Source organism: Oceaniglobus roseus (genome assembly GCF_002869745.1).
GTDB lineage: Bacteria > Pseudomonadota > Alphaproteobacteria > Rhodobacterales > Rhodobacteraceae > Oceaniglobus > Oceaniglobus roseus.
On the sequence record NZ_PNOS01000033.1, the window covers coordinates 1 to 25419 of the forward strand.

General features: G+C 70.5%; 33 protein-coding genes. 20 read left to right on the forward strand and 13 right to left on the reverse strand.

The genetic code is table 11. The annotated features are described in order from the left end of the window. The 3 genes from A7B20_RS15545 to A7B20_RS15555 form a co-directional block, all read left to right on the forward strand. A partial coding sequence (locus A7B20_RS15545; protein WP_102109501.1) for a YiaD family glycine zipper/OmpA-like lipoprotein occupies positions 1 to 514 on the forward strand: 514 nt, incomplete at its 5' end. Between the two features lie 174 nt (positions 515 to 688). After that, positions 689 to 1456 carry a FadR/GntR family transcriptional regulator gene (locus A7B20_RS15550; protein WP_102109502.1) on the forward strand — a complete coding sequence of 256 codons (768 nt, stop codon included), beginning with the start codon at positions 689 to 691 and terminating at the stop codon, positions 1454 to 1456. Then, on the forward strand, positions 1457 to 2212 hold the full coding sequence (locus A7B20_RS15555; RefSeq protein WP_102109503.1) for an NAD(P)H-dependent oxidoreductase: 756 nt from the start codon (positions 1457 to 1459) through the stop codon (positions 2210 to 2212). Between the two features lie 88 nt (positions 2213 to 2300). On the opposite strand, the gene A7B20_RS15560 is transcribed toward A7B20_RS15555, so the two are convergent. The 5 genes from A7B20_RS15560 to A7B20_RS15580 all read right to left on the reverse strand — a co-directional run bounded on the left by A7B20_RS15560 (position 2301) and on the right by A7B20_RS15580 (position 4979). Next, the gene (locus A7B20_RS15560) at positions 2301 to 2861 is read right to left on the reverse strand and encodes a F0F1 ATP synthase subunit B (RefSeq protein ID WP_102109504.1); all 561 of its coding nucleotides are present in this window, start codon (positions 2859 to 2861) and stop codon (positions 2301 to 2303) included. Positions 2862 to 2866: 5 nt separating this feature from the next. Continuing rightward, positions 2867 to 3418, reverse strand: a complete 552-nt coding sequence (locus A7B20_RS15565; protein WP_102109505.1) for a F0F1 ATP synthase subunit B' — start codon at positions 3416 to 3418, stop codon at positions 2867 to 2869. Between the two features lie 80 nt (positions 3419 to 3498). After that, complete coding sequence (locus A7B20_RS15570) at positions 3499 to 3735, reverse strand: F0F1 ATP synthase subunit C (protein ID WP_102109506.1); 237 nt, start codon at positions 3733 to 3735, stop codon at positions 3499 to 3501. Positions 3736 to 3830: 95 nt separating this feature from the next. Beyond that, positions 3831 to 4634: a F0F1 ATP synthase subunit A gene (locus tag A7B20_RS15575; protein ID WP_102109507.1), complete on the reverse strand. Its 804-nt coding sequence runs from the start codon at positions 4632 to 4634 to the stop codon at positions 3831 to 3833. Between the two features lie 3 nt (positions 4635 to 4637). Further along, positions 4638 to 4979, reverse strand: a complete 342-nt coding sequence (locus tag A7B20_RS15580; protein ID WP_102109508.1) for an AtpZ/AtpI family protein — start codon at positions 4977 to 4979, stop codon at positions 4638 to 4640. A gap of 224 nt (positions 4980 to 5203) precedes the next feature. Between A7B20_RS15580 and A7B20_RS15585 the strand changes: the two genes are divergently transcribed. After that, positions 5204 to 5551: an ArsR/SmtB family transcription factor gene (locus A7B20_RS15585; protein WP_102109509.1), complete on the forward strand. Its 348-nt coding sequence runs from the start codon at positions 5204 to 5206 to the stop codon at positions 5549 to 5551. 399 nt (positions 5552 to 5950) lie between these two features. Here A7B20_RS15585 and A7B20_RS15590 read toward each other — a convergent pair whose 3' ends face one another. Both A7B20_RS15590 and A7B20_RS15595 read right to left on the reverse strand, forming a co-directional pair. Further along, entirely contained in the window at positions 5951 to 6364 is a 414-nt protein-coding gene (locus tag A7B20_RS15590) for a hypothetical protein (RefSeq protein WP_102109510.1), read from the reverse strand. A gap of 228 nt (positions 6365 to 6592) precedes the next feature. Beyond that, the gene (locus A7B20_RS15595) at positions 6593 to 7474 is read right to left on the reverse strand and encodes a LysR family transcriptional regulator (RefSeq protein WP_102109560.1); all 882 of its coding nucleotides are present in this window, start codon (positions 7472 to 7474) and stop codon (positions 6593 to 6595) included. Positions 7475 to 7734: 260 nt separating this feature from the next. Here A7B20_RS15595 and A7B20_RS15600 point away from each other — a divergent pair, with 260 nt between their 5' ends. The 12 genes from A7B20_RS15600 to rpmE all read left to right on the forward strand — a co-directional run bounded on the left by A7B20_RS15600 (position 7735) and on the right by rpmE (position 15214). After that, positions 7735 to 8337, forward strand: coding sequence for an FMN-dependent NADH-azoreductase (locus tag A7B20_RS15600; protein ID WP_102109511.1), 603 nt, complete (start codon positions 7735 to 7737; stop codon positions 8335 to 8337). Between the two features lie 231 nt (positions 8338 to 8568). Next, positions 8569 to 10089 (forward strand): signal recognition particle protein, encoded by a 1521-nt coding sequence (ffh, locus tag A7B20_RS15605; protein ID WP_102109512.1) that lies wholly within the window; start codon positions 8569 to 8571, stop codon positions 10087 to 10089. Between the two features lie 91 nt (positions 10090 to 10180). Further along, positions 10181 to 10696 carry a GNAT family N-acetyltransferase gene (locus A7B20_RS15610; RefSeq protein WP_172961035.1) on the forward strand — a complete coding sequence of 172 codons (516 nt, stop codon included), beginning with the start codon at positions 10181 to 10183 and terminating at the stop codon, positions 10694 to 10696. Beyond that, positions 10693 to 11250 carry a GNAT family N-acetyltransferase gene (locus A7B20_RS15615; RefSeq protein WP_102109513.1) on the forward strand — a complete coding sequence of 186 codons (558 nt, stop codon included), beginning with the start codon at positions 10693 to 10695 and terminating at the stop codon, positions 11248 to 11250. The genes A7B20_RS15610 and A7B20_RS15615 overlap by 4 nt, the downstream gene beginning before the upstream one ends. Continuing rightward, positions 11247 to 11543 (forward strand): chorismate mutase, encoded by a 297-nt coding sequence (locus A7B20_RS15620; protein ID WP_102109514.1) that lies wholly within the window; start codon positions 11247 to 11249, stop codon positions 11541 to 11543. The genes A7B20_RS15615 and A7B20_RS15620 overlap by 4 nt, the downstream gene beginning before the upstream one ends. 51 nt (positions 11544 to 11594) lie before the next feature. After that, complete coding sequence (gene rpsP / locus A7B20_RS15625) at positions 11595 to 11969, forward strand: 30S ribosomal protein S16 (RefSeq protein ID WP_102109515.1); 375 nt, start codon at positions 11595 to 11597, stop codon at positions 11967 to 11969. 86 nt (positions 11970 to 12055) lie between these two features. Further along, positions 12056 to 12568, forward strand: a complete 513-nt coding sequence (rimM, locus tag A7B20_RS15630) for a ribosome maturation factor RimM (protein ID WP_102109516.1) — start codon at positions 12056 to 12058, stop codon at positions 12566 to 12568. An 84-nt stretch (positions 12569 to 12652) separates the two neighbouring features. Then, positions 12653 to 12814, forward strand: coding sequence for a DUF1328 family protein (locus tag A7B20_RS15635; protein ID WP_102109517.1), 162 nt, complete (start codon positions 12653 to 12655; stop codon positions 12812 to 12814). Between the two features lie 21 nt (positions 12815 to 12835). After that, complete coding sequence (locus tag A7B20_RS15640) at positions 12836 to 13642, forward strand: hypothetical protein (RefSeq protein WP_102109518.1); 807 nt, start codon at positions 12836 to 12838, stop codon at positions 13640 to 13642. Between the two features lie 64 nt (positions 13643 to 13706). Next, positions 13707 to 14543, forward strand: coding sequence for a tRNA (guanosine(37)-N1)-methyltransferase TrmD (gene trmD / locus A7B20_RS15645; protein WP_102109519.1), 837 nt, complete (start codon positions 13707 to 13709; stop codon positions 14541 to 14543). A gap of 51 nt (positions 14544 to 14594) precedes the next feature. Beyond that, positions 14595 to 14981, forward strand: a complete 387-nt coding sequence (rplS, locus tag A7B20_RS15650; protein ID WP_102109520.1) for a 50S ribosomal protein L19 — start codon at positions 14595 to 14597, stop codon at positions 14979 to 14981. Positions 14982 to 14992: 11 nt separating this feature from the next. Then, positions 14993 to 15214 (forward strand): 50S ribosomal protein L31, encoded by a 222-nt coding sequence (rpmE, locus tag A7B20_RS15655; RefSeq protein ID WP_102109521.1) that lies wholly within the window; start codon positions 14993 to 14995, stop codon positions 15212 to 15214. 188 nt (positions 15215 to 15402) lie between these two features. Here the strand turns inward: rpmE and zapE are convergent, their stop codons facing one another. After that, positions 15403 to 16467 carry a cell division protein ZapE gene (gene zapE / locus A7B20_RS15660; RefSeq protein ID WP_102109522.1) on the reverse strand — a complete coding sequence of 355 codons (1065 nt, stop codon included), beginning with the start codon at positions 16465 to 16467 and terminating at the stop codon, positions 15403 to 15405. A 139-nt stretch (positions 16468 to 16606) separates the two neighbouring features. On the opposite strand from zapE, the gene A7B20_RS15665 reads away from it, so the two are divergent. Further along, positions 16607 to 17848: an MFS transporter gene (locus A7B20_RS15665; RefSeq protein WP_102109523.1), complete on the forward strand. Its 1242-nt coding sequence runs from the start codon at positions 16607 to 16609 to the stop codon at positions 17846 to 17848. 70 nt (positions 17849 to 17918) lie between these two features. Here the strand turns inward: A7B20_RS15665 and A7B20_RS15670 are convergent, their stop codons facing one another. Next, the gene (locus A7B20_RS15670) at positions 17919 to 19115 is read right to left on the reverse strand and encodes a TIGR03862 family flavoprotein (RefSeq protein WP_102109524.1); all 1197 of its coding nucleotides are present in this window, start codon (positions 19113 to 19115) and stop codon (positions 17919 to 17921) included. Positions 19116 to 19264: 149 nt separating this feature from the next. Between A7B20_RS15670 and A7B20_RS15675 the strand changes: the two genes are divergently transcribed. Further along, positions 19265 to 19567 carry an HNH endonuclease gene (locus A7B20_RS15675; RefSeq protein WP_102109525.1) on the forward strand — a complete coding sequence of 101 codons (303 nt, stop codon included), beginning with the start codon at positions 19265 to 19267 and terminating at the stop codon, positions 19565 to 19567. Here the strand turns inward: A7B20_RS15675 and A7B20_RS15680 are convergent. Both A7B20_RS15680 and mnmC2 read right to left on the reverse strand, forming a co-directional pair. Then, a complete protein-coding gene (locus A7B20_RS15680; RefSeq protein WP_102109526.1) occupies positions 19564 to 20445 on the reverse strand; it encodes a DMT family transporter in 882 nt (293 codons plus the stop codon). The genes A7B20_RS15675 and A7B20_RS15680 overlap by 4 nt on opposite strands. Continuing rightward, a complete protein-coding gene (mnmC2, locus tag A7B20_RS15685; protein ID WP_102109527.1) occupies positions 20442 to 21125 on the reverse strand; it encodes a tRNA (5-methylaminomethyl-2-thiouridine)(34)-methyltransferase MnmC2 in 684 nt (227 codons plus the stop codon). The genes A7B20_RS15680 and mnmC2 overlap by 4 nt, the downstream gene beginning before the upstream one ends. 75 nt (positions 21126 to 21200) lie before the next feature. Here mnmC2 and A7B20_RS15690 point away from each other — a divergent pair, with 75 nt between their 5' ends. Next, positions 21201 to 22268, forward strand: coding sequence for an NAD(P)/FAD-dependent oxidoreductase (locus tag A7B20_RS15690; RefSeq protein ID WP_102109528.1), 1068 nt, complete (start codon positions 21201 to 21203; stop codon positions 22266 to 22268). A gap of 28 nt (positions 22269 to 22296) precedes the next feature. Here A7B20_RS15690 and A7B20_RS15695 read toward each other — a convergent pair whose 3' ends face one another. After that, on the reverse strand, positions 22297 to 23103 hold the full coding sequence (locus A7B20_RS15695; protein WP_102109529.1) for an HTD2 family dehydratase: 807 nt from the start codon (positions 23101 to 23103) through the stop codon (positions 22297 to 22299). After that, positions 23100 to 23633: an NADPH-dependent FMN reductase gene (locus tag A7B20_RS15700; protein WP_102109530.1), complete on the reverse strand. Its 534-nt coding sequence runs from the start codon at positions 23631 to 23633 to the stop codon at positions 23100 to 23102. Before A7B20_RS15700 ends, A7B20_RS15695 begins: the two co-directional genes overlap by 4 nt. 83 nt (positions 23634 to 23716) lie before the next feature. Here A7B20_RS15700 and A7B20_RS15705 point away from each other — a divergent pair, with 83 nt between their 5' ends. Beyond that, positions 23717 to 25378, forward strand: a complete 1662-nt coding sequence (locus A7B20_RS15705; RefSeq protein WP_102109531.1) for a thiamine pyrophosphate-binding protein — start codon at positions 23717 to 23719, stop codon at positions 25376 to 25378. Positions 25379 to 25419 lie beyond the last annotated feature (41 nt).

Consider the following 25419-nt stretch of genomic DNA (forward strand, 5'->3'; position numbering starts at 1 on the left):
CGGCACCCGCGAAAGCGGCAGCGACCGCCTGCGCAACGCCGCCGTGGGCGCGGCCATCGGCGCCGCCGGCGGGGCCGTCGTCGGCAACATCCTGGACAAGCAGGCGCAGGAACTGCGCGGCGACTTCAGCAACGGCGCCATCGACGTCGTGAACACCGGCAACGAGCTGATCGTGCGGATGCCCCAGGATATCCTGTTCGCCACCGACAGCGCCGCCGTCTCGCCCGGCCTCCAGGGCGACCTGCGGGTTCTGGCGTCGAACCTGAACCGCTACCCGAACTCGATCGTCGAGGTGCAGGGCCACACCGACAGCGACGGTGCCGCCGCCTACAACCTCGACCTGTCGCAGCGCCGGGCGCAGTCGGTGTCGTCGATCCTGATCGCCAACGGCGTGTCCTCGGGCCGCGTGCGCGCGGTCGGCTACGGCGAGGACCGCCCGGTGGCCAGCAACCTGACCGCCGCGGGCAAGGCGCAGAACCGCCGCGTGGACATCGTGATCCGCCCGACGAACTGATCGCCCGCCGGGCGAACGGCAAAGGGGCCGGGCTTCGCAGCCCGGCCCTTTTTGCTGTGCGGGACCGGTGCACGGGCGGACGGTGCCCGCTCTCCGGACGATGCCGCGGGATCGCCCCTTGCTTCTCCGTCCCGCGAAGTGGTCATATAAGCTGACCAATCCAGCGGGGCCGCCATGCCGTTCCAGAAGATCCAGCCCGAGAAACTGTCCCGCTCCGTCGTCCGGCAGATCGAGCTCCTGATCCTGCGCGGCATCCTGCGCCCCGGCGAACGCCTGCCCTCGGAACGCGACCTGGCCGAGAAGATGGGCGTCTCCCGCCCCTCCCTGCGCGAGGCGGTGGGCGAGTTGCAGGCGCGGGGGCTGCTGACCAGCCGGGCAGGGGCGGGGATCTTCGTCTCCGACATCATCGGCTCGGCCTTCTCGCCCGCCCTCGTCGCGCTGTTCGGCAGCCACGAGGAGGCGGTGTTCGACTGCATCGCCTTCCGCCGCGACCTCGAGGGGCTGGCGGCCGAGCGCGCGGCCAGCCACGGCAGCGAGAGCGACCTGAAGCTGATCGCGACGCTGATGGAGAAGATGGAGGCGGCGCACGGCAAGCGCGATCCCTCGGAGGAGGCGGAGCTGGACGCCGCCTTTCATTTCGCCATCATCGAGGCGAGCCACAACGTGATAATGCTGCACATGATGCGCGCGATGTACGACCTGCTTCGGCAGGGCGTCTTCTACAACCGCCAGATCATGTTCCGGCAGAAATCCACCCGCGGCCTCCTGCTGGAGCAGCACCGCGCGATCAACGCGGCGCTGCAGGCGCGGGACGGGGCCGCGGCGAGGGCGGCGGTGGCGGATCACCTGACCTTCGTCGAGACCGCGCTGGCCGACCAGGTGAAGGCCGAGCGGAACGAGGTCATCGCCCGCCAGAGACTTGAACACGAACAGGGCCGCTGAATGAAAACGCTGATCGTCCTCGCCCATCCCGAGCCGCGCTCGTTCAACGGCCAGTGGGCCGAGGCGACCCGCGCCGCCTGTGCCGCGCTTGGCCACGAGGTGATGGTCGCCGACCTCTGTGCCGAGGGGTTCGACCCGGTGGAACGGGCAGCGCATTACCCCGCGCCGCTGTCGCCCTTCGACCCGCTGAAGAACCAGGAACAGGCAAGCAAGGCCGCGGCCCTGCCCGAGGACGTGCGCCGCCACGTGGCGAACATCCGCGCCGCCGACCGGATCGTGTTCCACTTCCCGATGTGGTGGTTCGGCCCGCCCGCGATCCTGAAGGGCTGGATGGACCGTTGCCTGCCCCATGGCGAGCTGCACACGGGGTCGGAGCGCTTCGACACCGGGCGCCTGCGCCACGTCTCGGCGCTGTTCTGCGTCTCGACCGGCGGGACCGAGGCCCAGTCGGGCCCGGACGGCAAGGAGGGGGACACGCGGCTGCTGCTCTGGCCGCTGGCGCAGACCCTGCGCTATTGCGGGGTCGAGGTGCTACAGCCGCGCATCGTCCACGGCGTCCACGGCTATCATCGCCCCGAGGGGCAGGCGAAGCTCGGGCGGGCGCTGGAGCACATGCTGGCGACGCAGGGGCAGGCGATGGCGGAGTGGGACAGCGCGCCGCGGATCCCGTTCAACGCCGACAGCGACTTCGACGAAAGCCAGCGGCTGAAGGACGGCGCGCCCAGTCACTCGCCGTTCATCCGCAAACCGGACTGAGCGGGGAAAGCGCCGCGCGCATCCCCCCGGAAACGCGAAAACCCGGCCTCGCGGCCGGGTTTTCCTGTCTTGCGGCGATCCGGAAGGATCAGTGCAGCTTGGCTTCCACCGTCCGGATCGAGTCGTCGATCAGGGCGTTGGCGCGGGCGCCGTCCATGTCCTTCTTCAGGACCTCGGCGGCGGCGGCCACGGCGACCTGGATCGCCCGGTTGCGCACGTCGCGCACGGCCTGCGCCTGGGCCTGGTCGATCTGGTCCTCGGCCGCCTGCAGGCGGCGGCGGATCGAGACCTCCAGATCCGCCTTCGCCTTGGCCGAGGCCGTCTCGGCCTCTTCCCTGGCGGAGGCGACGATGCGGTCGGCCTGGGCCTGCACCTCGGTCTGCTTGCGCTCGTAGGAGGCCAGCAGCGCCTGGGCGTCCTCGCGCAGCTTGCGCGCCTCGTCGAGGTTCGCCCGGATGCCCTCGGCCCGCTTGTCGAGCATCGACATCAGCGTGGAGGGCACCTTGAAGTAGACCAGCACCCCGAGGAACAGGATGAAGGCGATCAGCACCACGAAGTTGGTGTTGTTCAGCGAAAAGAACGGCCCCGTGGCGGCCAGCGCGGGGCTGGCGGCCAGGGTTGCGGCGAGGGCGGGAAGGGTGAGTCTCATCGTTTTCATCCTTTCAGCCGCGCCTCGACGGCGCCGTCGATGGCCGCCTGGTCGCCCGAGCCGCCAAGCGCGGTGACAAGCGCCCCGGCGGTGTCCTTGGCCACTTCCTCGATCGCGGCCATGGCGCCCTTGCGGATCTCGTCGATGGCGGCCTCGGACTCGGCCGATTTCGCCGCGATCTCCTCGTCAGCCTTCGCCATGGCGGCGTCCAGGTCCTTCTGGATGTCGGCCTTGGCCGCGGCGACGATGCGCCCCGCCTCGGCACGGGCATCGGCCAGCGCCTTGTCATAGGCCTTCTCGGCCTCCTGGGCGCGGATCTTCAGCTCTTCCGCGGCGGCGATGTGGTTGGTGATCGTGCCCTGCCGTTCGGCCAGCACGCCCCCGACCCGGGGCAGGCCGATGCGGGTCAGGATGAAGTAGATCGCGACCAGCGCGATGATCAGCCAGAAGACCTGGTTCGGGAACCAGTCCGCACAGAGCTGCGGCATCCCGATGGCGCCGCCGTTTGGGCCGACGCAGCTGCCGGCAAGTTCGGTTGTGATCGGCTCAGTCGCCATGTCGTCCCCCTGAAACCTTGAAATGCGGCGGGCGGGCCCCCGAGGAGGGGACCCACCCGGCCGGAAGGATCAAGCGTCGATCAGACGGCGAACATCAGCAGCAGCGCGACGAGGAACGAGAAGATCCCCAGGGCTTCCGCGAAGGCGATGCCGATGAACAGCGTCGCGGTCTGGCCCGCGGCGGCCGACGGGTTGCGCAGGGCGCCCGCCAGGAAGTTGCCGGCCACGTGGCCCACACCGATGGCCGAGGCGCCCGAACCGATGGCGGCCAGGCCGGCACCGATGAATTGACCCATGTTTGCGATATCGCCTTCCATGTCTTCTCTCCTTAGGATGGAATTTTTTGCGTGTCGTGTGCCGGGCCGTCCGGCCCGCCGTTGCGTCGGGGTGGGGTGTCGCCCCACCCGTCGTGTCAGTGATGCGGATGCAGCGCGTCCTTGAGGTAGACGCAGGTGAGGATCGTGAACACGTAGGCCTGGATGAAGGCCACCAGCAGTTCCAGCGCGTAGACCGCCGTGATCGCCGCGATCGGCAGGATCGAGAACAGGCCAAGCGCGCCGGCGAAGCCCGCGAACACCTTGATCACCGCGTGGCCGGCCATCAGGTTGCCGGCAAGACGGATGGAGTGGCTGACCGGGCGCACGAAGTACGAGATCAGCTCGATGATCGCGAGGATCGGGCGCAGCACCAGCGGCGCCGAGCTGACCCAGAACAGGCCGAGGAAGCCGGGGCCGTTCTTGATGAAGCCGAGCACGGTGACCGACAGGAACACCGCCAGCGCGAGGACCGCCGTCACGGCGATGTGCGAGGTGGTGGTGAAGGCCATCGGGATCAGGCCGATGAAGTTCGAGATCACGATGAACAGGAACAGCGTCATGATGTAGGGGAAGTACTTCACCCCTTCCTTGCCGGTCACGTCCTCGACCATCTTGTAGATGAATCCGTAGGCGAGTTCGGCGATCGACTGCGCGCGCGACGGCACGATGTTGCGGCCGCGGGTGCCGATCACCATCAGCAGCGCGACGCAGGCCACGGCGACCGCCATCCACAGCGTCACGTTGGTGACGGTGAACATGCCCACCGGCCCGTCGCCGAACAGCGGCTTGACGATGAACTGGTCCATCGGGTGGATGTTCAGCCCGCCGTGGGCCGCCTCGGCCCCGTGCGCGGCGGCCTCGGCCCCGTGTTCCGTCGCGGTCGCGGTCTCCGTCGCCATCCCTCAGTCCCTCTTCTCAGTGGCGCGGAGCTCTTCGTCCGCCGCCCGTATCGCCTCGTCCTGGAGTTCCTTCGCGGTGCGCATCATCGTCTTGACGCCCGCCGCAAGGCCCAGTCCCACAAAGATCAGCATGAACCACGGCAGGGTGCCCAGCAGCACGTCCAGCCCGTATCCCATGCCGAAGCCGATCCCCAGACCGGCCACAAGCTCGATCACCATGCGCCAGGCGATGTTCGCCTGGCTGTAATGGCTGTCCGTCTTCGGCTTCGGACCATGTTCCGCTTTCGCGGCGGCGATCCTGTCCTCCAGCGCCTTGAGGCGCGCGGCTGATGGATCGTCGGCCATGGCAGACCCCCTTGACGGCTGGCGGGACACTAGAAAGGTGCCCCCCCCGAGTCAAGGCGGAGCGGGCCGTTGCGGACCGGGCGCAAGTGATTGATATATTGACGGATTTCATTAGGTCGCCCCGTGCGCGACGATCAGCGCGTCGCCGCTTGGCGCCATATGCGGCCCGCCGCAATATTCAACCCGCAGGTTGACGATATGCGGGGGCGGTGGCACGAGATGCCATGGCTCCCTCGCTCGACATGGTGTTTTCCGCCCTCGCCGATCCGACGCGGCGCGAGATCCTGTCGATGCTGCTGGAGGATGACATGGCGGTGACGGACGTCGCCGAACCCTTCGCCATGTCGCTGGCCGCCGTCTCGAAGCACCTGGCGGTGCTGGCTGCCGCCGGGCTTATCACACAGGAGCGGCGGGGGCGGGTGAAGTGGTGCAAGCTCGAACCCGACGCCATGCGGGCGGCGTCGGTCTGGATGCAGGGGTTCGGTCAGTTCGAACCGGTGCATCTGGAAGCGTTCGAGAGGTTCCTCAGGCAGGAACTGCCCGAAGGGGATCCGGCCTCAGAGCACGAATGACACGATGGCCACCACGATGACCACGAGGCCGACGATATAGATGATGCGGTTCATTTGAGCTCTCCGTTGGAAGGGGGGAGGGCCGGTGCGACTGGATCGTCCCGGCCCGCGTGCGGCGACGGGATCAGGCCACGAAGTTGACGATGGCGACGACGATCACGACAAGGCCGACAAGGTAGATGATGGCGTTCATGGTGAGTTCCTTTCGATGTTGTTCACACAACATCGTGAGCGCCGCCTGGTTCCCTCCGATCGGTGCCCGCCGGCTTTCGCCCGGCAGTTTTCCGCAAGGTCCCGGCCATACCGGGGCTTCGGAAAAGAAACGGGCGGACCGCGAGGGTCCGCCCGGGAAGATGCTCAGGATGACCGCCCCGCCGGGGTGGCCGTCACGATGCCGGATCAGTTGCCCGTCGTAGTCGTGGTGGTGGTGGTGTTCTCGTCGTCGTTGTTGCCGACGATCAGCACCACGGCCAGCAGCGCGGCGGCGGCGGCGCCACCGGCAACGGCCGGGTTGATCTCCGACGCGCCGGCCGGCAGGCCGGTCACGTTGGCGCCGGTCGGGCGGAAGTCGGCACCGTTGCAGTTCGGCACTTCGACCGAGGAGGCGCGGGTGGACGTCGGCGCCTCGAACTGGACGCTCGGGTACTTCGACTGAAGCACGGCGACGATCTGCGCGTTGACGGAGGCGACGCGCTGGTTGTTGCCCGATGCCGGCATCGAGATGTTGCAGGTCGCGGCCTGGGCGGCGATGGCGGTGCCAAGAACGGCGAAGCCGGAAACGGCCATGGCCCGTGCAAGTGTCTTGAAGGTCATAATGGTCCTCACCCTTCTAAAGCTGTTCGGGGTCGTTTAATCACAGTGACGGCGGCCAGCAAAGCCCAAATCTCTGCTCGGCGTAAAATCACCGATGCAAATTAACGCAGTGATGCATTTTGGTGCGGCACGCCCGCCGGAGATAACACCAATAGGGCGGGAATCGTCAAGACCGACGCGTTTGGCGACACGGGAAACGCCCCCCGTAGGCGCTGACCGGGGGGCTGCCTAGCCCGGGGTCCAGCCGCGCACTTCCTCCTTCAGGAACCGCAGGAAGCTCTGCACCTTCACGGTGCGGTGCAGGTCCACGTGGGTGACGAGCCAGAGCGGCGATTCCCACTCCGGGCGCGGCGGCATCACCTGCACGAGGTCGGGCATTTCGCGCGCCTCGATCGCCGACAGGAAGCCGAGGCCCGCGCCCTCGGAAATCGCCGACCGCATCCCCATGATGTCGCCCGTGCGATAGGTCACGGACGAGCGCGGGACGTTCCCTGCCAGCCAACGGAAGAAGGGCGCGCGGCTGTCCACGTCGTCGGGGCCGCAGATCCGGTGCCGCGCGAGGTCCGCGTCGTCCTTCGGCGTACCCATCTCGGCGATGTAGGCCCGGCTGGCGTACAGCGCGACGGGATCCTTCAGGAACGGCTGCACCACGTTGTCGGGATCCTGCGGCGCGGCGCCCGCGCGGATCGCCACGTGCGCCTCGCCGTATTCCAGCCGGAACACCCGGTCGCCGGTCAGGAACCGCACCACCAGACCCGGATGCGCGGCCTGGAAGCGGACCATGATCGGCGTCAGCATCTGCGCGAAGCTCGACAGCGAGGTGACGACAAGCTCGCCCGTGACCGAATCCCCCTGGCCGCGGATCCGGCCCGCGAGCTGGGTGAACTGGTCGTCCGTCGCCTGCGCCACGGTCAGCAGGTCCGCCCCCGCCTCGGTCGCCGTGTAGCCGCGGGCGTGCCGCTGGAACAGCTTCACCCCCAGCTGCGCCTCGAGCGAGTCGATGTGGCGGATGACGGTGGCGTGGTGGACGCCCAGGGCCTCGGCCGCGCCGCTGACCGTGCCCAGCCGCGCGACGTGATAGGCGGGCCGCACCTCGTCCCAGGTCGTGATCGTCATCGTCTTTGCGGCTCCGGCTCGGTTCCGCGGAAGGCAACGCCATCCCCGGGCCCGACGCAAGCCCGATGATGTGCCGGGACGGAGTCGGACCGGGGCCGGGCCGATGCGGCGGGCGCCCCCCCCCCCCCCCCCCCCCAGCCGAGTTCTGCGCATCTGCGCACAGGTGCACGGCAGTTCCTGCCCTTTATCCCGAGCAAGGCACCGTTACCTTCTCCTGCATCGAAATATCCCGTTCTCTTGAAAGGACACCCGACATGACCCGCATCCTCCGGATCGACTCTTCCGCCAACCTCGAGACCTCCGTCACCCGTCGCCTGACCGACCGCGTGATCGACCGGTTCGACGGCGCCCGCGTCACCACCCGCGACCTCGCCCGCGAGCCGCTGCCGCAGATCACCGGCACCTGGGCCGTCGCCCGCGCCACCCCCGCGGCCGACCGCAGCCCCGAGCATGTCGAGGCGCTGCGCCAGTCCGACGCCCTGGTGGCCGAGCTTCAGGACGCCGACGTCGTGGTGATCGGCGCGCCGGTCTACAACTTCTCGGTGCCCGCCTCGCTGAAGGCCTGGATCGACCTCGTCGCGCGCACCGGCGTCACCTTCCGCTACACCGCCGAGGGACCCGAGGGCCTGCTGAAGGGCAAGCGCGCGATCGTCGTCTCGGCCTCGGGCGGCACCCCGGCGGGTGGCGAGATGGACTTCAACACCCGCTACCTGAAGACGGTCCTGGGCTTCCTCGGCATCACCGACGTGACCGTCGTCTCCGCCGACACGCTGGCGACGGATGCCGAGGGCACCATCGCCCGGGCCGAGGCCGCGATCGACGCGCTCGACACCGCGGCGCTGAAGAAGGCCGCCTGAGCCCGCATCCCGCAGCCAATCTTGACTCCCGGCGCCGGCGCGGCTAACAGCGCGCCAGTTCCGGGAGTCTCCATGTCTTCCGGTCCCCGCAGATGTGCGGGGATCGCCCCCCACCAGCGCGTTGCGTCCGTGGGGGCGTTCGGCGTTTGGCCCGTGCCATGCGCCGTTTGAACCGCCGCCGGTCCGTGCCCACATGCGGATCACCCGAAACCGTTCCGGAAGGACGCGCGCATGTTTGAAAATCTGTCCGAACGCCTCTCCGGCGTCTTCGACCGGCTGACGAAGCAGGGCGCGCTGTCCGAGGACGACGTGAAGACGGCCCTGCGCGAGGTCCGCGTGGCCCTTCTGGAGGCGGACGTGTCGCTGCCGGTGGCCCGCGACTTCGTCAAGGCGGTGCAGGACAAGGCGACGGGGCAGGCGGTGACGAAGTCGGTCACCCCCGGCCAGCAGGTGGTCAAGATCGTCCACGACGAGCTGGTGCACGTGCTGGCGGGCGACGACGAGGATCCCGGCAGCCTGCGCATCGACAACCCGCCCGCGGCGATCCTGATGGTCGGCCTCCAGGGCGGCGGCAAGACGACGACCACCGCGAAGCTGGCGAAACGCCTCGCCGCCCGCGGCGGCAAGCGGATCCTCATGGCCTCGCTCGACGTGAACCGCCCCGCGGCGATGGAGCAGCTGGCGATCCTCGGGAGCCAGATCGGCGTCGACACCCTGCCGATCGTCCCGGGCCAGAAGCCCGTGGACATCGCGAAGCGGGCGAAGCAGCAGGCGGCGCTCGGCGGCTACGATGTCTACATGCTCGACACCGCCGGCCGCCTCTCGATCGACGACGCGCTGATGGCCGAGGTCGCGGCGGTCCGCGACGTCGCCAACCCGCGCGAGACGCTGCTGGTGGTCGACGGCCTGACCGGCCAGGACGCCGTCCACACGGCCGAGAACTTCGACGAGCGCATCGGCATCACCGGCGTCGTGCTGACCCGGATGGACGGCGACGGCCGCGGCGGCGCCGCGCTCTCCATGCGCGCCGTCACCGGCAAGCCGATCAAGTTCGTGGGCCTCGGCGAGAAGCTCGACGCGCTCGAGGAATTCCACCCCGAGCGGGTGGCGGGCCGGATCCTCGGCATGGGCGACATCGTCGCGCTGGTCGAGAAGGCCCAGGCGACCATCGAGGCCGAACAGGCCGAGCGGATGATGAAGCGCTTCCAGAAGGGTCAGTTCAACATGAACGACCTGAAGATGCAGCTGGAACAGATGCTGAAGATGGGCGGCATGGAAGGCGTCATGGGCATGATGCCCGGCATGGCCAAGATGCAGAAGCAGGTCGCCGAGGCGGGCTTCGACGACACCGTGCTGAAGCGCCAGATCGCCCTGATCCAGTCGATGACGAAGAAGGAGCGCGCCAATCCCGCGATCCTCCAGGCCTCCCGCAAGAAGCGGATCGCGGCCGGGTCGGGGCTGGAAGTCTCGGAACTGAACAAGCTTCTGAAGATGCAGCGCCAGATGGGCGACATGATGAAGAAGATGGGCAAGATGGGGAAGGGCGGCATGCTGAAGCAGGCGATGCGCGGCATGTTCGGCGGCAAGGGCATGCCGTCCGAGGCCGACATCCAGGCCGCGCAGGCCCAGATGGGGTCCGGCAAGGGCGGCGCGCTGCCCCCGGGCTTTCCCGGCGGTGCGGGCGGCTTCCCGGGGCTCGGCGGCGGCGCGTCACTGCCCCCGGGCCTCAGCGGCTTCGGCAAGAAGAAGTGATCATGGCTTCTTCTTTGTCCAAATACTCCCGCCGGAGGCATCCCCGGCCCGCCACGGGCACGGCCCCCGGCCTGACGCGGGACGGTCGCCCATGCTGATCCCCACCCTCACGACCGAGCGGCTGACCCTGCGCGCGCCGGTGCCTGCGGACCTGCCGGTGTTCACCGAGTTCCGCATGTCCGAACGCTCCCGCACCGTCGGCGGCCCCTTCACCGAGGATCAGGCCTTCCACCAGTTCTGCGGCATCTTCGGCCACTGGAACGTCCGCGGTTACGGCCGCTGGATCGTCGCCGACGGCGAAACCGACGCGCCGCTCGGCATCGTCGGCCCCTTCCATCCGCCCAACTGGCCCGAGCCCGAGCTCGCCTGGACGGTCTTCGCCGCGGGCGAGGGGCGGGGCGTGGCCTTCGAGGCGGCACAGGCCGCCCGCCGCCACATCTACGGCACCCTCGGCTGGCCGACGCTGATCAGCTGCGTCGCGCCGGACAACGCCCGCTCCCTCGCGCTCGCGCGGCGCATGGGCTGCACCGCGGACGGGCAGTTCGAACATCCGGACCACGGCATCCTGCACATCTGGCGCCACCCGGCCCCGGAGGCGCTGCAATGACGACGCTCGCCACCGACCGCTTCCTGCTGCGCAAGCCGCAGCCCTCGGACCTGCCCGCCTGGACGGCGTTCTTCCGCACCCCCCGCGCCACCTGGATCGGCGGCGGGCCCGAGCAGGCGGACCGCGCCTGGCGCGCCTTCGCGGGCATCCTCGGCCACTGGGACCTCCGCGGCTACGGCTTCCTCACCGTCGAATCGCGCGACACCGGCGCGCCCCTTGGCCTGATCGGACCCTGGTGCCCCGAGCCCTGGCCCGAGCGCGAGATCGCCTGGAACCTCTGGGACGCAGACCGGGAGGGCACCGGCGTCATGGCCGAGGCGGGCCGCGCCGTGCTGGCGCACGTCTTCGGCGACCTCGGCTGGGACACCGCCGTCAGCTACGTCGACCCCGCCAACGCCCGCTCCGCCGCGCTGGCCCGCCGCCTCGGCGCCGACGAGGATCCCGGCGCCCCGCGACCGGGCGGCGAGGTCGGCAGGGACACCCTCGTCTTCCGCCATCGCCCCGGTGCCGAAACGGCTCCGACGCCCCGTGCCCGCAAGGAAACCACTGCATGAGCGATCCCGCGACCCGCGCCGCCGAACTACTGAAGGAGCATCGCGCCAGCATCGACCGGCTGGACGCGATCCTCGTCTACACCCTGGCCGAGCGCTTCAAGCACACCCAGGGCGTCGGCCGGCTCAAGGCCGAGCACGACCTGCCGCCCTCCGATCCCGCCCGCGAGGCGCAGCAGATCGCGCGGCTCGAAACCCTTTGCGCGGATTCGGGGCTGGATCCCGAATTCGCCAGGAAATTCCTGGCCTTCATCATCCGGGAAGTCATCAAGCACCACGAAAGCCACCTCTCGTAGGATGAGTGATTCCCTCCATCCTGCCCAAGCCATTCAAAGGAGATAACCACAATGGCCATGAAGATCCGACTCGCCCGCGGCGGCTCCAAGAAGCGTCCGCACTACGCCATCGTCGCCACCGATTCGCGGATGCCCCGCGACGGCCGCTTCCTCGAGAAGCTCGGCACCTACAACCCGCTGCTCGCCAAGGACGACGAGAACCGGGTGAAGATGGACGCCGAGCGCGTGCAGTACTGGCTTGGCCACGGCGCCCAGCCGACCGACCGCGTCGCCCGGATGCTGGAAGCCGCGGGCCTGCGCGACAAGGCGACCCGCAACAACCCCAAGAAGGGCACCCCGGGCAAGGCCGCGACCGAGCGCGCGAAGCAGAAGGAAGCCAAGGCCGCTGCCGCCGCCGAGGCCGCCAGCGCCCCGGCCGACGAGTAAGACCGACGAACAAGACCGACCGGCAGGCGCCCCGCCATCGCGGCAGGGCGCCGCGCCTTCCTCCTCTGCGCGCGGGAAACAGCGACATGGGCCAGTCCGGCAAGGTGTGCGTCGGTGCCGTCTCGGGTGCCTTCGGGGTGCGCGGCGACGTGCGGCTGAAAAGCTTCTGCGCCGATCCCGAGGCGATCGCCGACTATGGCCCGCTGACCGATGAAAGCGGCGCGCGGAGCTTCGACATCCGCCTCACCGGGCAGGTCAAGGGCGGCTTCACCGCGCGCCTCTCGGGCGTCGCCACGAAGGAGCAGGCCGACGCCATGAAGGGGCTGCGCCTGTTCGCGCCGCGCGACCGCCTGCCGAACCTCGACGACGACGAATATTACCATGCCGACCTGATCGGCCTGCCGGTCTTCGACACCGGAGGCGTGCAGATCGGCACCGTGAAGGCGGTGCTGAACCACGGTGCCTCGGACCTTCTGGAGCTGCACCGCCCCGGATCGCCCTCCACGGTGCTGCTGCCCTTCACCCGCGATGCGGTGCCCACCGTCGACATCGCGGCGGGCCGGATCGTCGCCGATCCGCCCGAGGGCCTGCTGGATTGAGCTCACGTTTTCGGGAACAAGCCCCGGTGCCCCCGCGTTCTGCGACCGAACCGGCGCAGAGGCCGGAAACCGAAAGGGCATGTCATGCTGAAGCTCATCCTCATCCTGCTCGTGGTCGCGGCCGTCGCCTCGCTCCTCGGGTTCAACTTCATCTCCGGCGCGGCCCTGACCGGCGCCAAGTTCCTGATCGGCGTGGCCCTGGTGCTGTTCCTGCTGGTGCTGCTCGGCATCGTCGCCATCGCCTAGACCATTCCCGCGGGGGCGCGGATGGCTGATCCCGCCCCCCGCGTCATCGTCCACGCGGGCTTCCACAAGACCGGCACCACCAGCCTGCAGGCCTTCGTGGAGCGCCACCGGAAGGCGCTGTCCCCCTACGCACAGATCCACATCAAGACGGACCTCGGCCGCGCCCGTTATCTCGGGCGGTGGTACGGACAGCGCCCCTCGGCCTTCCGGCGGTGGCTGTTCCGCCTTGGCCTCGCGGCCTTCCTCCGGCGGCTCGACGACGGCCCCGTGCACTTCATCTCGCGCGAAAGCTTCTCCGGCATGATGCCGGGCTTCCATCGCCGCGGACGGCGCGTCACCGGCTACGGAGACACGGCGATCCCGCTGGCCCGCGCCATCGTCGACGGGTTGCGGCGCCGTTTCGGTCCGGAGGTGCGGATCGAGTTCCTCTACACCCTGCGCGACGGCGAGGCCTTCGTCCGCTCGCTCCATGGCCACATCCTGCGCACGAGCCCCCTGACCGAGGACGAGGCGGCCTTCCGTGCCGGCTTCCCCGCCGAGGTCGACCTCGCGGCCGAGGCGGCGCGGATCGCCGCCGCCATCGCGCCCGTGCCGGTGCACACCGAGCGGCTGGAGGAGATGACGCGCCACCGCCTCGGCCCCGGCATCGCCGTGCTGCGCCTGCTGGGCGTCCCGCGGGAGGAGTGGCGCCGCTTCACCGCCGCGCCGCCGAACAATCCCGGCCCCGATGCCGGACAGCGTGCGGAGATGCTGGAGATCAACCGCACCGGCGGCCGCCGCGCCGCCCTGCGCAGGCGCAAGGAGGCGCTGATGGCCGCGCGTCCCTGACCCGCTTGCCATCCGCGCCGCGCCGGTGCATCGAACGGCCCGTTGAGCCCCGAAGGAGCCCGCCATGCCCGAGGATCCCCCCGCCCGGTCCCACGGCCGCCTGACGATCCAGCCCACGGCCGTCCCGCGCGACCTGATGGACGAGGTGCCCCGCATCAAGGGCGCCTGGTGCGCCCGCGTCATCACCCTGTTCCCCGAGGCGTTCCCGGGCGTCCTCGGCGCGTCGCTGACCGGCAAGGCGCTGCAGGACGGTCTGTGGCAGCTCGACCCGATCGACCTGCGCCTGTTCGGCGAGGGGCGGCACCGCAACGTCGACGACACGCCGGCGGGGGGCGGGGCAGGGATGGTGCTGCGCGCCGACATCCTGCACCGCGCCCTGCGCCACGCCGCCCGCGGCACGCCACAGGACCGGGGGCGCTGGCCGGTGATGTACCTGTCCCCGCGGGGACGCCGGTTCGACCAGGCCATGGCGCAGCGGCTGAGCGCGACCGAGGGGATCACCCTGCTCTGCGGCCGGTTCGAGGGCGTGGACGAGCGGGTGCTGGAGCATCACGGCATCGAGGAGGTGTCGCTCGGGGATTTCGTGCTGACCGGGGGCGAGATTGCCGCACAGGCCTTGATCGACGCCACGGTCCGCCTTATACCCCGCGTGCTCGGGAATCATGCATCGACGCAGGAGGAATCCTTTTCGGAGGGCCTGCTGGAGCATCCCCAGTACACGAAACCCGCTCTCTGGGAAGGCCGCGCGATACCGGACATTCTCCTGTCCGGCCACCACGCGAACATCGCCGCCTGGAGACGGGAACAGGCCGAAAGGCTGACCAAGGAACGCCGCCCTGATCTCTGGCGGGCCTACTGTGCGCAGCACGGCAGGGACCCGGAGGACGACCGAGAGCTCTGAGGGTGCTTTGCAACAGCGGGAACAACCCGTGCAACATGAGGAGCGTGTCAGATGGATCTGATCGCACAGCTCGAGGCCGAACAGATCGCGGCCCTGGGGAAGGATATCCCCGATTTCAAGGCGGGTGACACCATCCGCGTCGGCTACAAGGTGACCGAGGGCACCCGGACCCGCGTGCAGAACTACGAGGGCGTCTGCATCTCGCGCAAGAACGGCAAGGGCATCGCCGGCTCGTTCACCGTCCGCAAGATCTCCTTCGGCGAGGGCGTGGAGCGCGTGTTCCCGCTGCACTCGACCAACATCGACAGCATCACCGTCGTGCGCCGCGGCAAGGTGCGCCGGGCGAAGCTGTACTACCTGCGCGACCGTCGCGGCAAGTCGGCCCGGATCGCCGAGGTCACCAACTACCGCCCGTTGTCCGACGACAAATCGGCCTGAGGAGCAGCCCCATGAAAGCCAACATCCATCCCGACTACCACATCATCGACGTCAAGATGACGAACGGCGACGTGGTGCAGATGAAATCCACCTGGGGCAAGGAAGGCGACCAGATGTCGCTCGACATCGACCCCTCGGTGCACCCGGCCTGGACCGGCGGCTCGCAGCGCCTGATGGACACCGGCGGCCGCGTGTCGAAGTTCAAGAAGAAATACGAGGGTCTCGGCTTCTGAGAGAAGCCGGACACCGACATCTTCCGCGGGCCGCCCCATCTCGGGCGGCCCGTTTGCTTTTGCGCTGCGCCATGAACTTTCAATGCCTCCGGCGGGGATATTTGGAAAGCAAAGATGGGGAGCGATTCCACAGGCATCTTTGCTTCTTAAATATCCCCGCCGGAGGCATTTGACTATCGTGAGAGACGTCAGCCGCCCCAGCCCTCGCCCTGCATCTCGCGCAGGCGCGAGGCGGTGCGCTCGAACTCGAACAGGCCCGCGCCCTCGAGGTAGAGGCGTTCGGGCAGGTCGGCGGCGGACAGGATCAGCTTGACCTTCGCCTCGTAGAGCGCGTCGATCAGGGTCACGAAGCGGCGCGCCTCGTTGTAGTTGTCGCTGGAGAGCCGCGGCACGTTCTCCAGCAGCAGCACCCGCACCGCGTCGGCGAGGGCGAGATAGTCGGCGGCGCCAAGGGCGCGGCCGCAGAGATCCCAGAAGCTGGCGCGCGCCACGCCGCCGGAGAACTGCGGCACCTCGACCGTGCGGCCCTGGACCTTGAGGTGCAGCGGTTCGGGATCGGGGCCTGCCAGCGTCTCCCACAGCCGGTCCATGGCGGCGCGGCTTTCGGCGTCGAGGGGCGTGAAGTAGACCGGCGAGCCGCCGAGGCGGTCCTGGCGGTAATCCTTCTCGGCCGCGAGCTCGCGCACCTCCATGTGCGCCTTCAGGTAGGCGATGAAGGGCAGGAACAGCTGCCGGTTCAGCCCGTCCTTGTAGAGGTCGTCGGGCACCCGGTTGGACGTCGTGACGATGGCGACGCCGCCGCCGATCAGCATCTCGAACAGCCGGCCCACCAGCATCGCGTCGGTGATGTCGGTGATCTGCATCTCGTCGAGGCAGAGCAGCCGGAGCCCCTTCGCGATCTCCTTGCCCACCGGCTCGAGCGCGTCGTCCACGCCGCGCTTGCGGGCGGCGATCATGCCCTTGTGCACCTCCTGCATGAAGGCATGGAAGTGGACGCGGCGCTTCTCGGGAAGGTCGACCGAGCGGAAGAACAGGTCCATCAGCATCGACTTGCCGCGCCCGACCCCGCCCCAGAGGTAGAGGCCGCGGATCGGCTCGGGCGCGCGGCGGGTGAAGAAGCCGCTCTTCCTCACCGGCTTGGCGAGGTCCCCGGCGATCCGCTCGAAGGACGGCAGGACGGCGCGTTGCACCGGGTCGTCCGCGATCTCGCCCGCCGCGATGCGCTGTTCGTAGAGGTCTTCCAGTGCGCCCATGCCGCCCCCGCTGTTCCGCCCGATGGCCTAGCCCATACCGCCGCGCGATCAAAGCCCTTCCGGCCATCGCGGCCGCGGGGGCGGGCCCCCACGAAATCTGATTTGACCGGGGGCGCGGCACGGCCCAATGATCCCCGGCATGGAACAGACCCGCGCCCCCCTGCTGACGCCCGTCCTCGTGACCGGCTGCCTGATCATCCTGGTCAGCTTCGCCATCCGTGCCTCGTTCGGGGTGTTCCAGATCCCCATCGCGTCGGAGTTCGGCTGGATGCGGGCCGACTTCTCGCTTGCCATCGCGGTGCAGAACCTGGCCTGGGGCGTGGGCCAGCCGCTGTTCGCCGCGCTGGCCGAACGGATCGGCGACCGGAAGGCGATCGTGCTGGGTGCGCTGACCTATGCCGCGGGGCTGGTGCTGTCCTCCTTTGCGGTGACGCCCGAGCAGCACCAGCTGCTGGAGATCCTCGTCGGCTTCGGCATCGCGGGCACCGGGTTCGGCGTGATCCTGGCCGTGGTAGGCCGCGCGGCGAGCCCCGAGCGGCGGTCGATGTCGCTGGCCGTGGCCACCGCCGCCGGCTCGGCCGGGCAGGTGATCGGCGCACCCACGGCCGAGTGGCTGCTGTCCTTCCTGCCCTGGCAGCAGGTCTTCACCGTCTTCGCCGCGGCGATCCTGCTGGTGCTCCTCGTGCTGCCGATGATGCGGGCGCCGAAGGTCGCGGGGCCGGTCGAGGTCGAGGAGGCGATGATGGCGAACCTGCTGCGGGCCTTCCGCGATCCCTCCTATACGCTGATCTTCGTCGGCTTCTTCTCCTGCGGCTACCAGCTGGGCTTCATCACCGCGCATTTCCCGGCCTTCGTGACCGAGATGTGCGGGCCGATCATGGCGGGCGGGATCCTGGCGACGCTCGGCATCTCGACCACCTCGGCGCTCGGGGCCGTGGCGATCTCGCTGATCGGGCTGGCCAACATCGCCGGCACGCTGGTGGCGGGGTGGCTCGGGCAGAAGTACCAGAAGAAGTACCTCTTGGCGGGGATCTATGCCGGGCGGACGCTGGCCTCGGTGCTGTTCATCGTCACGCCGATGACGCCCGGTTCCGTCCTGCTGTTCTCCACCGTCATGGGGGCGCTGTGGCTGGCCACGGTGCCGCTGACCTCGGGCCTCGTCGCGGCGCTCTACGGGGCGCGCTACATGGGGACGCTGTTCGGGATCATCTTCTTTTCCCATCAGCTTGGCAGCTTCATGGGCGTGTGGCTGGGTGGGCGGCTCTACGACCTGCAGGGGGACTACACGCTGGTCTGGTGGATCGGGATCGGCGTCGGCGCCTTCTCGGCGCTGGTCCACCTGCCGATCCGCGAGCGCGGGGCCCGGCCGGTCGCGGCCTGAAGCGACGTTGCCGCGGGGCGCCAATGCGCCCGAAGGGCAGATGGCGTCGCGCGTCGGCGCGGCTATTGGATCAGACCTGTCCGCCCCCGGCGAAGGCTGCCGCGTGGCGCCCGGCCCAGCGGCCCGTGGCAAGGCAGGCGGTGACGAGGTAGCCCCCCGTGGGCGCGTCCCAGTCGATCATCTCGCCCGCCGCGAACACGCCGGGGTGGCCCTTCAGCATCAGCCTGTCGTCGAGGGCGTCGAGGGCGAGGCCGCCGACGGTCGAGATCGCCTCGTCCATGGGGCGGAACCCTGCGTGTTCCAGCGGAAGGGCCTTCGCCAGCCCGGCCAGAGCCGCGCCTTCGGGCAGGGGGCGGCCGAAGGTCATCAGCAGGCCGAGGCGCGCGGGGTCCAGTCTCAGCGCCTTGCGCAGGTGGTTCGACAGGCTCGCCTTGCCGCGGGGCCGCGACAGGCGCTCGGCGACCTTCCCGGCGGGCCAGTCGGGCAGGAGGTCGATGGTCACGGGATGGCCCGCGCGGATCGCGGCGGAGACGGCGTAGATGCCGCCGCCTTCGAGGCCTTGGGCCGAGATCACGTATTCGCCGCGGTGGACGGCGTCGGGCGTGGCGAGGGCGGTGCCCTTGACCGGGGTGCCAAAGAGCCGTTCCATCTGCGGTGGCCAGTCGACGGCGAGGGCGGCGTTGGAGGGGGCGAAGGGACGGGTCGGGATGCCGCGCGCGGCGGCGAGACCGGCCCAGCGGCCGTCCGAGCCGAGCCGCGCCCAGCTTGCCCCGCCGAGGGCGAGGACGGTGGTGTCGGGGCGCAGGGTCTCGGGACCTTCGGGCGTGTCGAAGGTGAAGGCGCCGTCCTGCCAGCCGGTCCAGCGCCAGCGGGTGCGGGCGGTGACGCCGCGCTCCGCCAGGCGGCGCAGCCAGGCGCGCAGCAGGGGCGAGGCCTTCATCGCACTCGGAAAGACCCGCCCGGAGGAGCCGGTGAAGACCTCCTGCCCGAAGCCGCGCGCCCAGGCCTGCACCTCGGCCGGGCCGAAAGCGGCGAGGGCGGGGGCGAGGGGGCCGGTTTCGCCGTAAGCGGCGAGGAACTCGGCGGGGGCCTCGTCCTTGGTGAGGTTCAGCCCCGACTTCCCGGCCATGAGCAGCTTGCGCCCGAGGCTCGGCATCCGGTCCGCGAGGGTGACGGCGAGGCCGGCCCGCGCCACTTCCTCGGCGGCCATCAGGCCGGCGGGGCCGCCGCCGATGACGAGGGCGGATCTGTGCGGGCGTGTGGTCATGCCTCAAGCACCACGGCCGCGCTGACACGGATTTTGAGGTCGACACCGCGGAGAGGACTTTCCCGGCGGCAACGCCGTGCAGCAACCGGTTGGAGATTACGTCCGGATGGCCCTACTTCAGGGATGTCACAGAACCGGACCGCGCTCCCTTGCCCGATACCACAGACCCGATCTGCCCGCTCTGCCTGCGCCCGATCCCGCCGGACGTGCCGCAGAGCCTGCACCACCTCGTCCCGAAGCTGCGGGGCGGGAAGGGCGGGCCGACCGTGCTGATGCACCATGTCTGTCATCGCGAGATCCATGCCGCGCTCAGCGAAACCGAACTCGCGCGGCAGTACAACACCCCCGAGGCCCTGCGCGCCCATCCGCGTCTTGCCCGGTTCGCGGCCTGGGTGGCGAAACGTCCGCCCGGCTTCGCCTCGAAGATCCCCGGCAGGCGGCGTCATCGCTAGCTGCGGGCGGGCCGCGCGCGGCGGCTTTCGCGCCAGAGGGTGAACAGCCCCGCGCCGACGACGATCGAGGCGCCGAGGATCACCGCCGGGCGGATCGTCTCGCCGAAGACGAGGACGCCGAACATCGAGGCGAAGACCAGCTGGAAATACGAGAACGGCTGAACCGCGCTTGCCTCCGCCGCCTCGTAGACCTTGATCAGCAGATAATGGCCGAAGGCCCCGGTCATGCAGAGCACGGCCATCCACACCCAGTCCGGCGCGCTCATCGGCTCCCAGCTCCAGAGGCCGAAGGGGGTGATGACGATGGCGCCCATGACCCCGGTCCAGAAGAACGAGGTCGCGGCGGTGTCCTTCCGCGCGACATAGCGGGTCAGCAGGCCGTAGAGCGCGAACATCAGCGCCGCGACGAGGGCGACGAGGGAGTAGGGCGAGAACACGCCCGAGCCCGGTTGCAGGATCACGAGGATCCCGAGGAAGCCGACGGCGATCGCCAGCCAGCGCCGCCAGCCCACGGATTCGCCCAGCACCGGCCCCGACAGCGCCGCCACCAGCAGCGGGTAGCAGGCGAAGATCGCGTGCGATTCGACAAGTCCGAGGTGGACGAAGGCCAGCACGGTCACGCAGATCTCCAGCGCCAGCAGCACGCCGCGGAATCCCTGGACCAGCGGCTGCTCGGTCGCCGCGGCGGCGCGCAGACCGCCCGCCCGGCGGGCCGACACGGTCATGCAGAAGGCGGCGAAGAACCAGTAGCGCACCGTCACCACCATCAGCACGTTGTACTGGGTGCCGAGGTGGCGCGAGATCCCGTCCTGCATGGCGAAGACGAAGGTCGTCACGATCATCAGCAGGATGCCGCGGCGGGTGTCGTTGCCGGTCATGGGGCGGGCTCCAGCGCGCAGGCGGTCATGTGCCGCTTGCGCCCGTAGCCCGGCGCGCGGGTCACCGCGAAGCCCGCCTCGGCCAGCGCCCGGCGGACGTGGCCCGCGGCGGTATAGGTGGCGGCGGTGCCGCCCGGCGCGGTGTGGCGGGCGACCTCGGCCATCAGGTCGGGCGACCAGAGTTCGGGGTTCTTCGCGGGCGAGAAGCCGTCGAGGAACCAGGCGTCTGCCTGCCCCTGCCAGCGGGTAAGCGTCTGCCGCGCGTCCCCGGCGACGAGCGTGACGGTCAGCCCCGGCAGGGGGACGGTGCCGTCCCTGAGCCGCCAGACCGGCCCGAGGGCGGCGGAGATGCCGGCGAGGTCGGGGAAGGCGGCGTGGGCCTCGAGGATCTCGCCCTCGTCCAGCGGGAAGGCCTCGAAGCTGGTGAAGTGCAGGGTGCCGGGCGCACCGCTGTCGCGCCAGGCCGCGACGGTGGCCAGCAGGTTCAGCCCGGTGCCGAAGCCCAGTTCGGCGATGCAAAAGCCGTCCCGGAACCGCCCGGGCAGTCCGTTCCCGGCAAGGAAGACGTGGCGCGTCTCGGCCAGGCCGTCGTCGAGCGAGAAGTAGGGATCGTCGAACCGGCGCGATACCGGCACGCCGCCGGGCCGCCATTCGAGCGCCGATTGCTGGTTCGTCTCCATGATCTGCCGTATGTCCCCGCAAGGCCTCCGGTCCGCGGGACCGGGCGAGGCGGACCATGGGGAAGGGACAGGGGAATGGCAACGGTCGACGTGACGGTTTTCGGCGCCGGGATCTTCGGGCTGTCGGTCGCCTGGGCCTGTGTCCGGCGCGGCGCGCGGGTGCGGGTGGCCGACCCCCACGGCGTCGCGGCCGGCGCATCGGGCGGCATCGTCGGCGCGCTGGCCCCGCACACGCCCGAGCGATGGAACGCGAAGAAGGCCTTCCAGTTCGACAGTCTGATCGCGGCCGAGGCGTTCTGGGCCGAGGTGGCCGAGGCGGGGGGACGCGATCCCGGCTATGCGCGCACCGGCCGGGTGCAGCCGGTGGCCGACGACCGGGCGCTTGGCCTCGCGCGGGAGCGGGCGGCCGAGGCGGCGTCGCTGTGGCAGGGGCGCGCGGCGTGGGAGGTGGTGCCGGCCGGGGCGCAGGGCGCGTGGGCGCCGGTTTCGCCCACCGGCTGGCTGATCCGCGACACGCTGAGCGCGCGGCTGCATCCGCGGCAGGCCTGCCTTGCCCTCGCCGCCGCGCTGGCGGCGCGGGGCTGCGAGGTGGTGCGGGAGGCGCCCGAGGAGGGCCGCGTGGTCTGGGCCACCGGGGTTGCCGGGCTGGAGGCCCTCGGCGCGGCGGTCGGAAGCCCGGTGGGCAACGGCGTCAAGGGGCAGGCGGTGCTGCTGGACCTCGACGCGCGGGAGGCGCCGCAGCTGTTCGCCGACGCCCTGCATGTCGTGCCCCATGGCGACGGGACCACAGCCGTCGGCTCGACCAGCGAGCGGAGCTTTGGCGATCCGGCCGCGACCGACGACCAGCTTGACGCGGTGCTGGACAGGGCCGTCGCCGCGGTGCCCGCGCTGGCCGGGGCGCGGGTGCTGGCCCGCTGGGCGGGGGTGCGGCCGCGCGCGCTGAGCCGCGCGCCGATGCTGGGGCCCTGGCCGGGGCGGGCCGGGCATTTCGTGGCGAACGGCGGCTTCAAGATCGGCTTCGGCATCGCACCGGGGGTGGCAGGGGTCATGGCCGACCTGCTGCTGGAGGGGCGGGACCGGATCCCCGAAGGCTTCCGGGTCGAGGACAGCCTGCAATCGCCGCGCGCCCGCCGCCCGCGGTAGGCCGGGGCCCGGCCCGACCGCCGCCCCGCTATCCCCCGGCCGCCACCGCCTTGGCCTCGATGCACTGGCGGCCGTCCGGGCCGCGGACCCAGAACCGCGTGCCGTCCTGGCAGAGCCACGCCGCCTCGCCGCAGATCAGCGGTGACGTCAGGCGGAAGCGGAACTCCGCCAGCGGCCCGAGGCTGTCGGCCGCCATCAGGATCAGGTGCTGGGCGAGCAATGGGCCGTGGACCACGAGCCCGGCATAGCCCTCGACCTCGCGCGCATAAGCCTCGTCGTAGTGGATGCGGTGGCCGTTGAAGGTCAGCGCGGAGTAGCGGAACAACGTCGTCGTGTCTGTGGCAAGCGGCAGCGTCCGCTCGGCCCGGCCGGGCGCGGGGGGCGCGGCGGGGACGGGGCGGGACGGATCGTGATCCTCGCGATAGACGAGGTCCTGGCGTTCGGCGAGGCACAGCCGATCCTCCTGGTGCACCTCGTGGGCGAGGGTCACGAAGGCAAGGGGGCCCGACCGCCCCTCCTTCCGCACGGCCGAGACGACGCGGCTGGTGCGCCGGGCGGGGCGGCCGGCGATCAGCGGCGCCCGGAACGACAGCGCGCCGCCCGCCCACATCCGCCGCGGCAGGCCGAGATCGGGGATCAGCCCCGTGCCGACCCTCGGGTGTCCGTCGCGGCCCAGCATTTCGGGCGGGCGGGCCTCCCAGAAGTGGATGTGGTGGAAGAACGGCGGCAGCGGGGCGCCCACCTCCGGCGCCGGACCCTCCCGCCCCAGCGTCGCCCAGAGCGCGGCGGCGCGGGCCGGGTCCATCGCGTCTTCCAGACTGCCGACGGCGCTCATGCCGCGGCGCCCGCTTCGGTGCGCAGGATCGCCATGGCCTCGGTCAGGGCCCTGAGGTTCATCTCGTTGATCAGCCGCCCCTCGGCGTCGAACTGCTGCGCGGCGGCGGCGACCAGAACCTCGGGCCCGGCGCTGAAGCGCGGGCGGAAGGGCGTCATGGCGAGGCGCAGCGCATAGGTGCTGCGCGCCCCGCCCGCGCGGCCCGCGGCGGCGGCCATGATCGCGACCGGCTTGCCGAGCCAGGGCTTGCGGTCGGTGCGGCTGACCCAGTCGAGCGCGTTCTTCAGCACGCCGCTCATCGACTGGTTGTATTCCGGAGAGGAGATCACCACCGCCTCGGCTGCGGCGATCTGGTCGGCGAGGTCGATCACCCTGGCCGGGATGCCATCGCGCCGTTCGAGATCGCCGTCGTAGAGCGGCAGCGCCAGGTCCGCCTCGGTGAAGGGGCCGCCGTAAAGCCGCGCCGCCTCGCGGATCAGCTTGCGGTTCGTGGCCTCTTTACGCAGCGAGCCTGAGATGCCAAGCAGCATGGGTGCCTCTCTTTCCAATGGCTTCCGGTCTGACCTAGCCCGGTGGCGCGGGGGCAGCAAGATTTCGGCAGGCAGGAGCGGACATGGCACGGCACGGCGGGCAGATACTGGCGGCGGCGCTTGCGGCGCAGGGGGTGGAGCGGGTGTTCTCGGTGCCCGGAGAAAGCTTCCTCGCGGCGCTCGACGGGCTTTACGACAGCGGCATCCCGAACGTCGTCTGCCGCCAGGAGGGCGGGGCCGCGATGATGGCCGAGGCCCATGCCAAGCTGACCGGCAAGCCCGGCGTCCTGTTCGTCACCCGCGGCCCCGGCGCCAGCAACGCGAGCGCGGGCCTGCACGTCGCGATGCAGGACAGCACGCCGATGGTGGCCTTCGTCGGCCAGATCGCCCGCGGCCACCGCGACCGCGAGGCGTTCCAGGAGGTGAACTACCGCGCCTTCTTCGGCCCCCTGGTGAAATGGGTGGCCGAGGTCGACCAGACCGAGAGGCTGCCCGAATACATCGCCCGGGCCTTCCACGTGGCGACATCGGGGCGGCCGGGGCCGGTGGTGCTGGCACTGCCCGAGGACATGCTGTCGGGGCAGAGCGACGTGGCGGACCTCGCGCCGACCGCGCCCGCCGTGCCCCGGGCCGACGCGGACCAGATCGAGGCGCTGGGCCGGATGATCGCCGCGGCCGAGCGGCCGCTGGTGGTGCTCGGCGGTTCGGACTGGAGCGCCGAGGCCGCAGCGGCGGTGCAGCGGTTCGCCGAAGCCTGGCAGGTGCCGGTCGCGGCGAGCTTCCGGCGGCAGGGCCACATGGACAACCGCTCGCCCGCCTATGCCGGGGACCTTGCCGTGGGGATGAATCCGAAGCTGGGCGAACGGCTGGCCGCGGCGGACCTGCTGGTGGTGCTCGGCGCGCGCCTCGGCGACATCGCGACGCGGGGGTACGAGCTGATCGACCCGGCGGCGCCGGGGGTCCGGATCGCCCATGTCGCGCCCGATGCCTGCGAGATCGGCAAGGTCTTCCGCGCCGACCTCGGGATCGTGGCGCGGGCGGCGGACGTGGCGGCGCAGCTGGCCGCGCTGGACCACGCGCCCCGCGATCCGGCCTGGTGCCGCGCGGCGCGGGCCGATTACGAGGCCTGGCAGCAGCCGAAGGAGACGCCGGGGCAGGTGAAGCTGGAGGAGGTCGTCGGCTGGCTTTCGGCCAACCTTTCCGAGGATGCGATCCTGACCAATGGGGCGGGCAACTATGCGGCCTGGCTGCACCGCTATTTCCGGTTCAAGCGCTACGGCACCCAGCTGGCGCCGACGAGCGGCTCCATGGGCTATGGCTTCCCGGCCTCGGTGGCGGCGTCGCTGGCGCGGCCCGGCACCTGCGTGGTGTGCCTTGCCGGGGACGGCTGTTTCCAGATGACGCTGAACGAGATGTCGACCGCGGTGCAGCACGGGGCCACGCCGATCGTCGTGGTGGCCAACAACGGCCGCTACGGCACGATCCGGATGCACCAGGAGAACCACTATCCGGGGCGGGTCAGCGGCACCGACTTGGCCAACCCGGACTTCGCCGCCCTGGCCCGCGCCTATGGCGGCCACGGCGAGGTCGTGGAACGCACCGGGGACTTCCCCGAGGCGTTCCGGCGGGCCCGGGACAGCGGCCGGGCGGCCGTGATCGAGCTGAAGATGGACACCGACGCGCTGTCCACGAACCAGAGCCTGAGCGCGACGCGGGCGGCGGCGCTGGCGCGGCTCGGGGGCTGAGGCAGGGGGGCCGGGCTTCAGCCCGGCGCCCGCGGCCCGTG

Bases quoted from the DNA above. Each gene is read 5' to 3' on its own strand.
- A7B20_RS15550 (WP_102109502.1), top strand. From the start codon at position 689: ATGCCGTTCCAGAAGATCCAGCCCGAGAAACTGTCCCGCTCCGTCGTC.
- A7B20_RS15555 (WP_102109503.1), top strand. From the start codon at position 1,457: ATGAAAACGCTGATCGTCCTCGCCCATCCCGAGCCGCGCTCGTTCAAC.
- A7B20_RS15560 (WP_102109504.1), bottom strand. From the start codon at position 2,861: ATGAGACTCACCCTTCCCGCCCTCGCCGCAACCCTGGCCGCCAGCCCC.
- A7B20_RS15565 (WP_102109505.1), bottom strand. From the start codon at position 3,418: ATGGCGACTGAGCCGATCACAACCGAACTTGCCGGCAGCTGCGTCGGC.
- A7B20_RS15570 (WP_102109506.1), bottom strand. From the start codon at position 3,735: ATGGAAGGCGATATCGCAAACATGGGTCAATTCATCGGTGCCGGCCTG.
- A7B20_RS15575 (WP_102109507.1), bottom strand. From the start codon at position 4,634: ATGGCGACGGAGACCGCGACCGCGACGGAACACGGGGCCGAGGCCGCC.
- A7B20_RS15580 (WP_102109508.1), bottom strand. From the start codon at position 4,979: ATGGCCGACGATCCATCAGCCGCGCGCCTCAAGGCGCTGGAGGACAGG.
- A7B20_RS15585 (WP_102109509.1), top strand. From the start codon at position 5,204: ATGGCTCCCTCGCTCGACATGGTGTTTTCCGCCCTCGCCGATCCGACG.
- A7B20_RS15590 (WP_102109510.1), bottom strand. From the start codon at position 6,364: ATGACCTTCAAGACACTTGCACGGGCCATGGCCGTTTCCGGCTTCGCC.
- A7B20_RS15600 (WP_102109511.1), top strand. From the start codon at position 7,735: ATGACCCGCATCCTCCGGATCGACTCTTCCGCCAACCTCGAGACCTCC.
- ffh (WP_102109512.1), top strand. From the start codon at position 8,569: ATGTTTGAAAATCTGTCCGAACGCCTCTCCGGCGTCTTCGACCGGCTG.
- A7B20_RS15610 (WP_172961035.1), top strand. From the start codon at position 10,181: ATGCTGATCCCCACCCTCACGACCGAGCGGCTGACCCTGCGCGCGCCG.
- A7B20_RS15615 (WP_102109513.1), top strand. From the start codon at position 10,693: ATGACGACGCTCGCCACCGACCGCTTCCTGCTGCGCAAGCCGCAGCCC.
- A7B20_RS15620 (WP_102109514.1), top strand. From the start codon at position 11,247: ATGAGCGATCCCGCGACCCGCGCCGCCGAACTACTGAAGGAGCATCGC.
- rpsP (WP_102109515.1), top strand. From the start codon at position 11,595: ATGGCCATGAAGATCCGACTCGCCCGCGGCGGCTCCAAGAAGCGTCCG.
- rimM (WP_102109516.1), top strand. From the start codon at position 12,056: ATGGGCCAGTCCGGCAAGGTGTGCGTCGGTGCCGTCTCGGGTGCCTTC.
- A7B20_RS15635 (WP_102109517.1), top strand. From the start codon at position 12,653: ATGCTGAAGCTCATCCTCATCCTGCTCGTGGTCGCGGCCGTCGCCTCG.
- A7B20_RS15640 (WP_102109518.1), top strand. From the start codon at position 12,836: ATGGCTGATCCCGCCCCCCGCGTCATCGTCCACGCGGGCTTCCACAAG.
- trmD (WP_102109519.1), top strand. From the start codon at position 13,707: ATGCCCGAGGATCCCCCCGCCCGGTCCCACGGCCGCCTGACGATCCAG.
- rplS (WP_102109520.1), top strand. From the start codon at position 14,595: ATGGATCTGATCGCACAGCTCGAGGCCGAACAGATCGCGGCCCTGGGG.
- rpmE (WP_102109521.1), top strand. From the start codon at position 14,993: ATGAAAGCCAACATCCATCCCGACTACCACATCATCGACGTCAAGATG.
- zapE (WP_102109522.1), bottom strand. From the start codon at position 16,467: ATGGGCGCACTGGAAGACCTCTACGAACAGCGCATCGCGGCGGGCGAG.
- A7B20_RS15665 (WP_102109523.1), top strand. From the start codon at position 16,607: ATGGAACAGACCCGCGCCCCCCTGCTGACGCCCGTCCTCGTGACCGGC.
- A7B20_RS15670 (WP_102109524.1), bottom strand. From the start codon at position 19,115: ATGACCACACGCCCGCACAGATCCGCCCTCGTCATCGGCGGCGGCCCC.
- A7B20_RS15680 (WP_102109526.1), bottom strand. From the start codon at position 20,445: ATGACCGGCAACGACACCCGCCGCGGCATCCTGCTGATGATCGTGACG.
- mnmC2 (WP_102109527.1), bottom strand. From the start codon at position 21,125: ATGGAGACGAACCAGCAATCGGCGCTCGAATGGCGGCCCGGCGGCGTG.
- A7B20_RS15690 (WP_102109528.1), top strand. From the start codon at position 21,201: ATGGCAACGGTCGACGTGACGGTTTTCGGCGCCGGGATCTTCGGGCTG.
- A7B20_RS15695 (WP_102109529.1), bottom strand. From the start codon at position 23,103: ATGAGCGCCGTCGGCAGTCTGGAAGACGCGATGGACCCGGCCCGCGCC.
- A7B20_RS15700 (WP_102109530.1), bottom strand. From the start codon at position 23,633: ATGCTGCTTGGCATCTCAGGCTCGCTGCGTAAAGAGGCCACGAACCGC.
- A7B20_RS15705 (WP_102109531.1), top strand. From the start codon at position 23,717: ATGGCACGGCACGGCGGGCAGATACTGGCGGCGGCGCTTGCGGCGCAG.